We start from the raw sequence: 12218 nt of genomic DNA, 5'->3' as shown, positions 1-12218 counted from the left end.
TCTCTCGCGGCGCACAGGGCGCTTGGCTCGGGTGAGGACCTGGCTTTGACGGCTCCAGGAAGTGTGCCTCGCCGACGGCGAGTTTCGGGATCTGCCGCCCTGACCGCAGATCCAGCTATCGCCGCCCTGCCGGACCGATACCCTGGCCTACTGCCTTCCGGTAGGCGAAGCGGGGTGGGATCCAACTGGCTGACCACTTGGTCGGGCAAGGGGTGGGACTCAGGAAGTCAGCCCGAGCGGCCGAGGCCGAGCAGGGGTCGAGCCCGTGGCTCGACTGGAAGAGCGCCTGGAATCCCGGACGCGCGAAGCGCGCCCCTGTGAAAGACGATGCCTTTCAGGTACGCGGAAACGCCGCACCCCTACCCGGGGGCACGGCGTCCAGGAAAGCGTCAGGCTACTTGGCGGACAGCGCGGCGGCCTGCTTGGCGATCGCCGACTTGCGGTTCGCGGCCTGGTTCTTGTGGATGACGCCCTTGCTCACTGCCTTGTCGAGCTGGCGGGAAGCCACACGCTGAGCTGCCGCGGCCTCCTCGACGTTGCCCTGCTCGGCGGCCTCGCGGAACCTGCGAACCGCGGTCTTCAGGGACGACTTGACGGCCTTGTTGCGCAGACGAGCCTTCTCGTTCTGCTTGTTGCGCTTGATCTGGGACTTGATGTTCGCCACGAAGAAGCCTCGGTGAGAATCTGGTGATGGATGGGGCGCGCGGGCTCGAGAGAGGGCGCGCCACACGCAGTTGAACAGGCTACCAATAACTCAGGTCGCCGCTCAAATCAACGACTCCGAGCGTAGCCACTCCGTGGTGTACTCGCGCCAGTCCTCCTCCGTCGCCGCGAAGTCTACATACATGGCCAGCCCGTATCGATCGCGCGGTCCCCGGTCGGTGATGGCCAGGCGGGCGGCCAGTGCCGCGTCGGCCACGCTCTCGGCGGAGTCGCCCCAGGGTATGCCGTGGTCGTGGTAGGCGGGCGCGCCGAGCAGCACGGTCTTGGTGTCGGGCACGAGGTCGAGTGCGAGCTTGGCCTGCCGTACGGCATGCCCGCCGTACAGGGAGGTGAGGGGCATGCCCGAGTCGTAGGCCATGACGGCCACCTGGTCGACCCGCCGGGTCACCTCGCCGAAGTAACCCTGGGACCAATACTTGTCATGGTCCAGGAAGACCCTGGTCACCGGCCGCATGAGGGGGTAGGGCTCGATCTGCGGCGTGGACGTCGAAAGAAGTTCGGTCAGCGGCCGGGTCCGGTCGAGCAGGTCGAGGAAGTCGCCGTCGTCGGAGCTGATCGGCTCGAAGTTGTAGTGAATGCCGTCGTAGCCGAGGGCGATGATGGCGGTGACGCTGGTGAGGATGTTCTGCCTGGTGGCGGGGGAGCGGAGGTCGAGGAAGCCGTCCACCTTCTGACCGAGCCAGGCCGAGACCCTGACGCCGGGCAGATGTTCGTGCGCCCAGGCCACGAAGCTCCTGGCGGTGGAGATGGCGCTCATGTCGAGGGTTCCGTCGCGCTTGAAGGGGCCGCTGTGGACGTACAGGTCCTTGATGCCGGTACTGCGCAGCCGTACCGCCAGATTCTTGACGTCCTGCTCCGTGCGGCGGCCGTCCACCCACATGTGGCCCATCCACAGAGCGTCGTTACCGGTGCTCTTGGCCCAGTCCGCGGGCTCGCCGGTAAACTGGACCCGGAACGCTGCGGCGACCACGCCGACCAGCACGACCACGATGGCCAAGGCAAGCGCGAGCACGCGCAGGCCGCGGCGGATGACGGTTCGGGCAATCACCCGGGCATGTCACCATGAAAGACGCTTGACCTCAACCCTGTCGAAACGGACTTCGGTGCGCAATCAGCCTGGCCAGACCGACCCCGCGTTGATCCGCAACTTCTGCATCATCGCGCATATCGACCACGGCAAGTCCACGCTTGCCGATCGCATGCTGCAGATCACCGGTGTGGTCGACGACCGTTCGATGCGTGCTCAGTACCTCGACAGGATGGACATCGAGCGCGAGCGCGGCATCACGATCAAGTCCCAGGCGGTGCGGCTGCCGTGGGACGGGCACGTGCTCAACATGATCGACACGCCCGGCCACGTCGACTTCACCTATGAGGTGTCCCGGTCGCTGCAGGCGTGTGAGGGCGCGATCCTGCTGGTCGACGCCGCCCAGGGCATCGAGGCGCAGACGCTCGCGAACCTCTACCTCGCGATGAACAACGACCTGGACATCATCCCGGTCCTCAACAAGATCGACCTTCCGGCCGCCCAGCCGGAGAAGTTCGCCGAGGAGATCGCGGGCCTGATCGGCTGCGACCCGTCGGACGTGCTGCGGGTCTCCGGCAAGACCGGCGAGGGCGTGCGCGAGCTGCTCGACCACGTCGTGGCGACGGTCCCGCCGCCCGTGGGCGCCGCCGACGCGCCCGCCCGCGCGCTGATCTTCGACTCGGTGTACGACACCTACCGGGGCGTCGTCACCTACGTACGCGTCTTCGACGGCCACCTCGGCAAGCGCGAGCGCATCACCATGATGTCCACGCAGGCCACCCACGAGACGCTGGAGATCGGTGTCATCTCCCCCGAGCCGAAGGTGGCCGACAAGGGCCTCGGCGTCGGCGAGGTCGGCTACCTGATCACCGGCGTGAAGGACGTGCGCCAGTCACGGGTCGGCGACACCGTCACCTCGGCCGTGCACGGCGCGAAGGAGATGCTGGCCGGCTACGACCACCCGCGGCCCATGGTGTTCTCCGGGCTTTACCCGATCGACGGCGACGAGTACCCGGAACTGCGCGAGGCGCTCGACAAGCTGCAGCTCAACGACGCCTCCCTGATCTACGAGCCGGAGACGTCGGCCGCGCTGGGCTTCGGCTTCCGCGTCGGCTTCCTCGGCCTGCTCCACATGGAGATCATCCGCGAGCGGCTGGAGCGCGAGTTCGGCCTGTCGCTGATCTCCACGGCGCCCAACGTGGTCTACCGGGTCGAGATGGAGGACGGCAAGGAGCTGACCGTCACCAACCCGTCGGAGTTCCCGACCGGCGGCAAGATCGACAAGGTCTTCGAGCCGGTGACGAAGTCGACGATCCTAGCCCCGGCCGAGTTCATCGGCGCGATCATGGAGATCTGCCAGGGCCGGCGCGGCAACCTGCTGGGCATGGACTACCTGTCGGAGGACCGCGTCGAGATCCGCTACACGCTGCCGCTTGGCGAGATCATCTTCGACTTCTTCGACCAGCTGAAGTCCCGCACCCGCGGCTACGCCTCGCTCGACTACGAGCCTGCGGGCGAGCAGGAGGCGGAGCTGGTCAAGGTCGACATCCTGCTGCAGGGTGAGCCGGTCGACGCCTTCAGCGCGATCGTGCACAAGGACAAGGCCTACGCCTACGGCGTCGACATGGCCAAGAAGCTGCGCGAGCTCATCCCGAGGCAGCAGTTCGAGGTGCCGATCCAGGCGGCCATCGGCGCCCGGGTGATCGCCCGCGAGAACATCCGCGCGATCCGCAAGGACGTCCTCGCCAAGTGCTACGGCGGTGACATCAGCCGCAAGCGCAAGCTGCTGGAGAAGCAGAAGGAAGGCAAGAAGCGGATGAAGATGGTCGGCCGGGTCGAGGTGCCGCAGGAGGCCTTCGTGGCCGCCCTGTCGACCGACTCCGGCGCCGCGGACAAGCCCAAGAAATAGCGGACACGACCGGCGCTCAGAGCCCGAGCAATGCGGGCTCTGACGCCAGCGCCCGCCAGTGCGCGGCCGGGTCCGGCACGAGGCGGCGCTCCCGCAGGTCGAGGAGCCCGCCGACGCTGGTCAGCTCGGCCGCCAGTCCGCCGTCCCTGTGCCGGTACTCCTGCACGACCCTGAACGTCTTGCCCGCGCCCCACTCGAACCCGCAGCTCACCTCGACCTCGTCACCGCCGCGTAGTTCACGGTGGTATCGGATGGTGTTCTCGAGCGTGATCGGCCCCACGCCCGACGCGAGCAGGTCCTCGACGGTGATCCCGGCCGCGCGCAGGCACTCCCATCGCGCGTGGTCGCCGTACTGGTGGTAGACGGCGCCGTTCACGTGGCCCTGCGTGTCGAGTTCATATCCGCGTACGGCGATGCGTACCGCGAAGCTCATGGCCGTTCCTCCAGCCAGTCGTGTGATCGCCCGGTGAGGTAGCGCAGGCCGTCCTCGCCGATCGCGATCCAGTCGCCGCGGGCCCAGCCGCCGGTGGTCTGCGGGGCGAAGCCGTGCTTCCTGAACAGCGCCGACGCCTCCTGCTTCGTCAGCCCCCTGCGCCCCCACTCGGCGATGACGCGCGCGGTGCGCTCCGGCTCGTCGGGCTCCTCGGGGCCGCCCAGGGCGGTGGCGAGTTCCTCGAACCCTTTGGCGATCTGCCGGAGCGCGGCCTGCGCCCGTGGGACGTCCATACCCGCAATCGTACTGCGATCGCTATCGATTGCCTAGCGATGCTGGCGGCTCACATAGCCCGCGAGCACCGCCGCGCCCACGACGGCCTGTACGGCGAGCAGCACGCCGGAGAACCCCGTCACCAGGGCGATCGCCATCGGAAAGCAGCCGATGACCGCCAGATCGACCCCGGTCAGCCCCCAGAACAGCGGCCCGGTCGGAATCGCGCCCGCCCCCGTGTCGAGGATCGGCATCGCATGGTTCACCGGAGCCCGCCTGGCCATCCGCAACGCCGCGGCGGCCAGCGCGGGCGCCGCCAGCGGCGCGAACCACGGCAGCGCCCCCGCCGATCCGGGCAACAGCGCCAGCGCCGCCCCCATCCACGCGGCCGCCAGCACCGCGGGAAGCACCGCCCGCGCCGCCAGCAGCCCACGCCCCGGCAGCGCCAGCAGGCGGGCCAGCGCCGGGTTGTCGGCGTCCCAGCGCGCCCCCGACACCGCGGAGGCCGCCGCGGCCAGCCCGCCGCCCAGTACGAGCACCGCCACCAGCGCGACCGCGTCGCTTCCCGCCGCCCGGGCCATCAGCGCGGGCACCGCCGTCGAGCCCGCCAGTACGGCCAGCCGCGCCGGCCGCCGCGCCAGCCGCAGCACCTCCTGCCACGCGGGCGCGAACACCGCGGGCAGGCCGGGCCACGGCCTGCTGCGCAGGCGGGCGCCACGCCAGTGGTTGTCCTCGGCGAGCCAGCTCAGCAGGCTCGGATCCAGGCTCACGGTGGCGTTGGCCAGATGGCCGGCCCTGGCCGACGACGACAGCAGGCGGTGGGCGGGGATACGGCCGAGGGCCGACCGGGCCCGCCGTACCAGGAAGGCGGAGACAAGGGCGGGAACGGCCGACCAGGCGGGCGCGGCCGCCGGCACGTGGTGGCCCGCCACCAGCATCAGGACGACCGCGGTCAGTACCAGCGCGGCGATCACCGCCCGCAGCGCGAGGTCCCACGGGTCGGACGTCTGGGCCAGCACGGCCATCGCCATCCCGCCCGCGCTCACCGAGACGACCGCCACGAGCGCGCCGGCCAGCCGCCAGACGAGGAGGTCGGGCGCGCCGGTCGCCGCCAGGGCCGCCAGCCCGAGACCGGCGCCGACCACGAGGCTGACCAGCAGCAGCGTCCGCGCGGAACGTCCCAGCACGCCGCGCCGGTCCAGCGGGGACAGCAGCAGCCAGGCCGCGTCCGCCGCCGAAACCACGACGGGACCGATCGTGCGCGCCGCCCACAGGAAGCCCGCGAGCACGAGCGTCACCAGCGCCAGCCCGGCGCCCACCTGCTCCGGCGGCGGGGGCGCGGCCATCGACTCGAACGCGGCCGAGACGGGCTGGGCCAGCATCGCGCAGCCCATCGCCAGCCCGAACAGCGCCGCGTACCGGTCGCTCAGGCTCCGCCGCCGCCCGGACCTGGTCCGGACGAGCGCCCTGATCTCACGGATCGCGGTCATCGTCCGCCCACCCGGGCCGCGAGGGACACGTGGCGGGCGCGGGCGGCGAGGGCGGGGTCGTGGGTGGCCATGATGACGGTGCCGCCGCCGGCCGTGTACTCCAGCAGCAGGGTGCCCAGGCGCTCGCGGAAGGCGGTGTCCAGGCCGCGTTCCGGCTCGTCGAGCAGCAGGAGGCGGCTGGGCCGTACCAGGGCCGCGGCCAGGGCGAGACGCTGGCGCTGGCCCGTGGAGAGGTTGAGCGGGACGGCGTCCGCGCGCGGACCGAGGTCGAACAGCTCCAGCGCCCGCTCCACGCTCATGCGCGGCCCATCGTGTACGGCCAGCACCAGCTCAAGGTGCTCCCGGGCGGTAAGACCCGGATACCAGGCCGGTTCGTCCCCCGTCACCGCCACCCGCCGCCAGAACGCCGCCACGTCGGCCGGAGGCGCACCGAAGACCGTGACCTTCCCGCTCGTCGGCGGCTGGAGACCGGCCAGGCAGCGCAGCAGTGTGGACTTGCCCGACCCGTTCTCGCCCACGACCGCGACCAGCTCACCTGGTCGTACGACCAGGTCGTGGCCGGTGAGGACGGGGTTGCCGCCGAGTTCGACGGTCAGGCGGACAGTGGTCACGAGGGGATCGCACACCGTTCGACCCTACCCGGCGCGGCATTTTTGTCGGTGCCGCACTCTAGCCTTTCGAATCTCGAACATGAGTGCGATAGGAGGAGTGTCGTGATCGCTGCTGAGCGGTATGAGAGGGCGGCCCTGCTGGGTGTCGCGATCGCGGAGGAGACGCGGCGGCTGCTCCGCCTGCATCTGCGCCCGGCCGAGGTGGCCGCCGACGGCACGGTGGGGGTTGAGGTGCCCTATCCGGACGCGGCGGTGGTCCGGGCGGTGCTCGACGTGGCCGCGGAGTGCTTCGGCGAGGAGGGTGACGATGAGGAGGCGCGGGAGGCGGCGCTGTCGACGTTGTTACAGCTGGCCGACCTGAGGCTGAGCCGGTGACCGCGTGTGCCCCCGCCTCGCGGGGTCGGTTACCGTCGGAGCCATGCGGCTGATCTCAGTGAACGTGGGGCGGGCGGTCGACGCCGAGTGGGCGGGCAAGCTGGGGCGCACCGCCATCGACAAGAAGGCGGTCACACGCCGGGTCGGCGTTCGGCAGAACGGGCTGGAGGGCGACGAGCGGGCCGACCAGCCCAACCACGGCGCGCCCACGCACGCCGTCTACTCCTATGCCCGCGAAGACTATGACTGGTGGGAGGGGGAGCTGGGGCGGGAGCTGCGCGACGGCCAGTTCGGCGAGAACCTCACCACGTCCGGGGTCGACGTGTCGGGGGCGGTGCTGGGCGAGCGCTGGCGGGTCGGCACGGCGTTGCTGGAGGTGAGCGGGCCGCGCATTCCGTGCGTGGTGTTCCGCAACTGGATGGACGAGCCGGGCTGGCTCAAGCGCTTCACCGACGCCGGCCGGGTGGGCGCGTACCTGAGCGTGGTGGAGACGGGCGAGCTGGGCGTGGGCGACCCGGTCGAGATCGTGGCCCGCCCGGAGGGGAGCGTCACGATCGCCGAGTCCGTGCTGGCCTACCACGGCGACAAGGACGTCCTGACCCGCATCCTGGCCTTCCCCGGCCACGGCTCCTACTGGGACCGGCGCGCGGAACGCCTCCTGCGCTGACGGGCCGGCCAACCTGCGGGGGGCGGCGCACGGGCAGCCCCCCGCTGGTGCGGCCCGTGCGCCGTCCGACTTCTAGCGCAGAACCCTGTACAGGGCGGAGGTGAGCGAGGCCTTGGCGTCGTCACCGTCGATGGACCACATCATGTAGCCGCCCAGGCCCTTGTGCCGGATGTAGGCGGCCTTCTGCAGCATCACGATCGGGTCGTCGTAGGTCCAGAACTCGTTGCCGTCGTACAGCCACACGGCGCCGGTCCTGACGTCGCGGTAGCGCTTGCCGGGCTTGGCGAGGATGTCCTTGTAGTCCTCGGAGCCCGCCTCCCACTTACCGGGGGCGGCGCCGGTGGCGGGCTGGTAGACGCCGTCCTTGGCCGGGCCCGCGGGCACGCCGGTCCAGCCCTTGCCATAGGCGGGCACGCCGGCGACGAGCTTGCGGATCGGTGCGCCGCGCTCCAGGTAGTAGTTGACCGTCTGGTCGAGGCTTTCGCGGATCTCGTTGGGGTCGCGGCGGTCGTTGAAGAGGTTGGAGTGGTGGCCGGTGATCTTGTCCCACGGGCCGTGCAGGTCATAGCCCTGGATGGTGGCGTAGTCCAGGTTGCGGAAGACCTTGCGCACTTCGAGGCCGGCGTCGATGACGCGGGTGGCGGCGGGCAGGAAGGCCGTGATCAGGGCGGACCGCTTGTAAGCGTTCATCTGCGACCTGAGCTCGGCGACGAAGGCGGTGAAGTTCTGCTTGTCCTCGGGACGCACGACGTTGCCGGGGGCACCGGGGTAGCCGGGCCACTCCCAGTCGAGGTCGATGCCGTCGAAGACGCCGGCGCCCGTGCCGTCGGCCAGGCCGGGCAGGTTGCCGCGCAGCCACAGGTCGATGCAGGACTTGGCGAGCTTGCTGCGCGATTCGGCGGTGAGGACGGCGTCGGAGAAGTACTTGGAGCCGGTCCAGCCGCCCAGTGAGATCAGGACCTTGAGCTTGGGGTACTTGGCCTTGAGCTTCTTGAGCTGGTTGAGGTTGCCGTTGAGTGCCTGGCCGGGCGCGTCGGCCACGCCGTCCACGCTCTGCTCGGCGGGCACGGGACGCTGCCAGTCGGCCCAGGCGTCGGCGGAGTAGCACTCGGCCTGCTGGTTCACGAACCCGAAGGCGTAGTTGATGTGGGTGAGCTTGCGGGCGGCCCCGCTGGTCTCCATGTCCTTGACGTGGTAGTTGCGGCCATAGACGCCCCACTGGACGAAGTAGGCGACTCTCTTGTAGTCGGAACCGTGGGCCTCTGCCGGGGCCGACACCACCGTCATACCGAGTAAGAGGGTGAGAGCGAGCAGGACTTTCTTCACGCGGCGTCTCCTGAATTGATAGGAAACTTTCCTTTAAGATGACCTGACAGTAGGACGGTGTGATCGGGCAGTCAATGGCAGAAGGCAGACTGGAGGGGTGCCATCCACCCTGCCCGACGGCGATCCCGCGCCCCCGTCCGGAGAGCTGCCCGAGAGCGCCCTGCGCGGCCTCGGTGAGCGCCCGTTCGGTTTCTACGTGCACGTCCCGTTCTGCGTCACGCGCTGCGGCTACTGCGACTTCAACACCTACACCGCCGCCGAGCTGGGCCCCGGCGCTTCGCACCGGGACTACGCCGACACCGCCATCGACGAGGTACGGCTCGCGCGCCGCGTGCTCGGCACGGCCGACCTGCCCGTCGAGACGGTGTTCTTCGGCGGTGGCACGCCCACCCTGCTGCCCGCCGGCGACCTGGCCCGCATCCTGGCGGCAATCGACGAGGAGTTCGGCCTGCGCCCCGGCGCGGAGGTCACGACCGAGGCCAACCCCGAGTCCGTCGACCCCGGCTATCTGGCCGAGCTGCGCGCGGGCGGCTTCAACCGGATCAGCTTCGGCATGCAGTCGGCCAAGGAGCACGTGCTGAAGGTGCTCGACCGGCACCATACGCCGGGGCGGGCGGCGCAAGCCGTACGTGAGGCCCGGCAGGCCGGGTTCGCGCACGTCAACCTCGACCTCATCTACAGCACTCCGGGAGAGAGCGACGACGACTGGCGGGCGTCGCTGGAGGCGGCGATCGCCGCCGGGCCCGACCACGTCTCCGCGTACTCGCTCATCGTCGAGGAGGGCACGCGGCTGGCGGCCCGCATCAGGCGCGGCGAGCTGCCGATGCCCGACGACGACGTGGCCGCCGACCGCTACCTGATCGCCGACGAGCTGCTGGCGAAGGCCGGGTACTCCTGGTACGAGGTTTCCAACTGGGCCGGCTCCGAGGCCGGCCGGTGCCGGCACAACCTGCTCTACTGGACCGGCGGCGACTGGTGGGCCGTCGGGCCGGGGGCGCACAGCCACGTGGGCGGCACCCGCTGGTGGAACGTCAAGCACCCGGCCGCCTACGCGCAGCGGCTCGCCCAGGGCCTCTCCCCGGCACACGCCAGGGAGGTGCTGGAGGACGCCGACCGCGAGGTGGAGCGGCTGATGCTGGAGCTGCGGCTGATCACCGGCTACCCGCTGGGCGACGTGGCGCCCGGCGCGAGGCTCGCCGTGGCCAGGGCCGTGGGGGACGGGCTGCTGGAGCAGGAGGCGTTCAAGGCGGGCCGCATGGTGCTGACCCTGCGCGGCCGCCTGCTCGCCGACGCCCTGATCCGCGACCTCACGCTCTGACCGTCGTCCTGACCTTCGTCACAGGAGGGCGGCGACCAGGTCGGCGATCGGGCCCAGCGCGGCGGCGAGGGCCGTGACGGGCGCCAGGCGGGTGCCGAGCCGGTCGAGGGCGGCCGCGACCCGGGCCGGGTCGCGCTCCCCGGGTTCGGCCTCGGCCTCGGCCAGCACCTCCTCCAGGTCACGGCGGGCCTGCCGGGCCTGTGGCAGCTCGGCCGCGTGCGTCTCCACGAGGGCCAGGAGCGCCTCCACCTGGCTCCGCAGCCGCCCCAGCTCGTCCCGAGGGACCGGGCGCGCCTGGCCGGGCTGGAAGACCGAGCCCTGCCCGCCGATGTTGCTCGCGGTGAACGTGCCGCCGCTGACGACGGTCCCGTAGTTGGGCGCCGGCGGTTCGGGCGTGCTCACGCGGCCCCCTTGCCCGCCGGCGCGGCGAACTGCGCGCCCTGGCCGCCGACGTTGGTCCCGTTGAACGTGCCGCCGTTGACCACCGTGCCGTTGTTGATGACGGCGGCGATCTGCTGCCGGTACGCGGCGGTGTCCACGCCGCGCTGCTCCAGGAAGTCCAGCACCGCGTTGTTCAGCCGCTCCTCCACGAGCTTGGCGTACTTGAACGCGTCCAGCCCTTCGAGGAAGGTGTTGATGTGCGGCTCGGCACCCGCCTCGCGCAGGCTGATCCTGGCTCCGTAGTCGTAGACCACAAACTTGTCCGGGTCCTCGGGCAGCCGCATCGCCATGAAGATCCGCCGCAGCAGCCGGGCGGGCGCGCCGACGACGTCGCGGGCCAGCGCGAGCGGGGCGCGGCTGAGCGCCGCCAGCACGAGCGCCGCGCCGGCCTCCCTGGGCAGCTCGTCCACCGCCCGATAGGCGCCGCGCACGGGCGGCAGCGCCGTCACGATGAACTCGGTGTAGAGCATCCGGCCCTCGACGGCCAGGTGGATGAAGATCGACACGGTGGTGTCGCGGTCCTCGGCGGGCAGCACCTCCTCGCCCTCGACGTCGGTGACGGCCTCGCCGCTGGTGCCGACCACGATCCACCGGTAGTGGCGGGCGCCCGACTGCGGGTTGCGGATCACCGCCTGGAGCTCCCGGTCGCTGAGCTGGTAGCGGGGCCGGGTGCCGTGCAGCAGCGGGTGCTCGCCGTGGAGCTGGTTGAGGCGGCCCTGCGCGATCACGTGGTCGAGGATGTCCAGGTGGACGGGCATGGCGGGTTCGGCGGCCGTGCGCATCTGGCCGAGCCGCTCGCCGACGAACTCGTGCAGGTCCACCGCGTCCACCATGGCCGGCGCCCGGCCCGCGTCGCCGGTGCGCCGGTCGAGCTCGGCCGCGATCGTCCAGGCCCGCACGAGCTCGCCCGCGCCGACGAACGGGTTCTCGCCGGAGTAGAGCGTCAGGTTGCCGTGCTGCGCGAGCTTGACCTCCGTCATCCGAGGCCCCGCCTCCGCTCCGGTACGGCCCGCGCCCGGCCGCAGCCGCTCCGACAGGATCCGGTAGACGCGTACCCGGTAGGCCAGCACGGTGGCGATGGCGGCCACGAGCATCAGGGGAGCCATCCAGCCGGAGCCGTCGTCCTCCTCGATCCCCGAGCCGCTCGCGCCGAAGTACTTGGTCAGCAGCAGCGCGGGCACGACCACCAGGGCGAAGAAGCCGATGACCAGACCGGCCACGAGGGCGGGGCTCAGCCGCCTGCGCTGCCCCAGGCTGCCGAAGCCGCCCGAGGCGAAGGCCGCCAGCACGCCCAGGACCATGAGCCACGGCGTCGTGGCCTCGAAGTTGAACAGCAGCGCGAGCAGCAGCATCACCGTGACCGCGGCCTCCCTGACGGTCAGCAGCGACCGCGAGTAGAGGCAGTGCCGCAGCACGGGGCCCAGGTCGAACCCGCCGACCGAGGGCGCCACCGCGTGGTGGCGGCGCTCGATCAGCGCGTACAGCGCCCGGTCGCGGAAGCCGGGATCCAGGTAGGCGGCGGCCGCAAGGTATCTGGTGGTGTTGCGCAGGCGCTCGTGCACCATGACCTCCCCGTGAGTGACCCGTCCATCGTCACCCGGGGAGCTGGGATCATTCCGGAGAGT

13 protein-coding genes are annotated in these 12218 nt (G+C 71.0%); 4 read left to right on the top strand and 9 right to left on the bottom strand.

The genetic code is table 11. The features are described from left to right. Nucleotides 1-394: 394 nt before the first annotated feature. Both rpsT and ACIBKY_RS18980 read right to left on the bottom strand, forming a co-directional pair. A complete protein-coding gene (gene rpsT, locus ACIBKY_RS18985; RefSeq protein WP_397097954.1) occupies nucleotides 395-664 on the bottom strand; it encodes a 30S ribosomal protein S20 in 270 nt (89 codons plus the stop codon). A gap of 102 nt (nucleotides 665-766) precedes the next feature. Beyond that, nucleotides 767-1771, bottom strand: coding sequence for a hypothetical protein (locus ACIBKY_RS18980; protein WP_397097953.1), 1005 nt, complete (start codon nucleotides 1769-1771; stop codon nucleotides 767-769). A gap of 55 nt (nucleotides 1772-1826) precedes the next feature. On the opposite strand from ACIBKY_RS18980, the gene lepA reads away from it, so the two are divergent. Further along, on the top strand, nucleotides 1827-3659 hold the full coding sequence (lepA, locus tag ACIBKY_RS18975; RefSeq protein ID WP_397097952.1) for a translation elongation factor 4: 1833 nt from the start codon (nucleotides 1827-1829) through the stop codon (nucleotides 3657-3659). 16 nt (nucleotides 3660-3675) lie between these two features. Here the strand turns inward: lepA and ACIBKY_RS18970 are convergent, their stop codons facing one another. Genes ACIBKY_RS18970 through ACIBKY_RS18955 form a run of 4 tightly spaced genes read right to left on the bottom strand, consistent with a single transcriptional unit; the run spans nucleotide 3676 to nucleotide 6466 of the window. Further along, on the bottom strand, nucleotides 3676-4092 hold the full coding sequence (locus tag ACIBKY_RS18970; RefSeq protein WP_397097951.1) for an acyl-CoA thioesterase: 417 nt from the start codon (nucleotides 4090-4092) through the stop codon (nucleotides 3676-3678). After that, nucleotides 4089-4385 carry a hypothetical protein gene (locus tag ACIBKY_RS18965; RefSeq protein WP_397097950.1) on the bottom strand — a complete coding sequence of 99 codons (297 nt, stop codon included), beginning with the start codon at nucleotides 4383-4385 and terminating at the stop codon, nucleotides 4089-4091. The genes ACIBKY_RS18970 and ACIBKY_RS18965 overlap by 4 nt, the downstream gene beginning before the upstream one ends. Before the next feature lie 33 nt (nucleotides 4386-4418). Continuing rightward, nucleotides 4419-5855 (bottom strand): DUF6297 family protein, encoded by a 1437-nt coding sequence (locus tag ACIBKY_RS18960; RefSeq protein WP_397097949.1) that lies wholly within the window; start codon nucleotides 5853-5855, stop codon nucleotides 4419-4421. Next, a complete protein-coding gene (locus ACIBKY_RS18955) occupies nucleotides 5852-6466 on the bottom strand; it encodes an ATP-binding cassette domain-containing protein (protein WP_397097948.1) in 615 nt (204 codons plus the stop codon). Before ACIBKY_RS18955 ends, ACIBKY_RS18960 begins: the two co-directional genes overlap by 4 nt. A 102-nt stretch (nucleotides 6467-6568) precedes the next feature. Here ACIBKY_RS18955 and ACIBKY_RS18950 point away from each other — a divergent pair, with 102 nt between their 5' ends. After that, the gene (locus ACIBKY_RS18950; protein ID WP_397097947.1) at nucleotides 6569-6841 is read left to right on the top strand and encodes a hypothetical protein; all 273 of its coding nucleotides are present in this window, start codon (nucleotides 6569-6571) and stop codon (nucleotides 6839-6841) included. 43 nt (nucleotides 6842-6884) lie between these two features. Next, on the top strand, nucleotides 6885-7508 hold the full coding sequence (locus tag ACIBKY_RS18945; RefSeq protein ID WP_397097946.1) for an MOSC domain-containing protein: 624 nt from the start codon (nucleotides 6885-6887) through the stop codon (nucleotides 7506-7508). Nucleotides 7509-7580: 72 nt separating this feature from the next. Here ACIBKY_RS18945 and ACIBKY_RS18940 read toward each other — a convergent pair whose 3' ends face one another. Further along, on the bottom strand, nucleotides 7581-8834 hold the full coding sequence (locus tag ACIBKY_RS18940; protein WP_397097945.1) for a glycoside hydrolase family 18 protein: 1254 nt from the start codon (nucleotides 8832-8834) through the stop codon (nucleotides 7581-7583). Between the two features lie 97 nt (nucleotides 8835-8931). On the opposite strand from ACIBKY_RS18940, the gene hemW reads away from it, so the two are divergent. Beyond that, nucleotides 8932-10152: a radical SAM family heme chaperone HemW gene (hemW, locus tag ACIBKY_RS18935; RefSeq protein WP_397097944.1), complete on the top strand. Its 1221-nt coding sequence runs from the start codon at nucleotides 8932-8934 to the stop codon at nucleotides 10150-10152. An 18-nt stretch (nucleotides 10153-10170) separates the two neighbouring features. On the opposite strand, the gene ACIBKY_RS18930 is transcribed toward hemW, so the two are convergent. After that, nucleotides 10171-10554 (bottom strand): hypothetical protein, encoded by a 384-nt coding sequence (locus tag ACIBKY_RS18930; protein ID WP_397097943.1) that lies wholly within the window; start codon nucleotides 10552-10554, stop codon nucleotides 10171-10173. After that, on the bottom strand, nucleotides 10551-12158 hold the full coding sequence (locus ACIBKY_RS18925; RefSeq protein WP_397097942.1) for a hypothetical protein: 1608 nt from the start codon (nucleotides 12156-12158) through the stop codon (nucleotides 10551-10553). Before ACIBKY_RS18925 ends, ACIBKY_RS18930 begins: the two co-directional genes overlap by 4 nt. Between the last annotated feature and the right edge of the window lie 60 nt (nucleotides 12159-12218).

Source organism: Nonomuraea sp. NPDC050394 (assembly GCF_044459065.1).
In the GTDB taxonomy this organism is placed as follows: domain Bacteria; phylum Actinomycetota; class Actinomycetes; order Streptosporangiales; family Streptosporangiaceae; genus Nonomuraea.
Note: the sequence above shows the minus strand (reverse complement) of the source record. Positions and strands in the feature narration are given on the sequence as shown.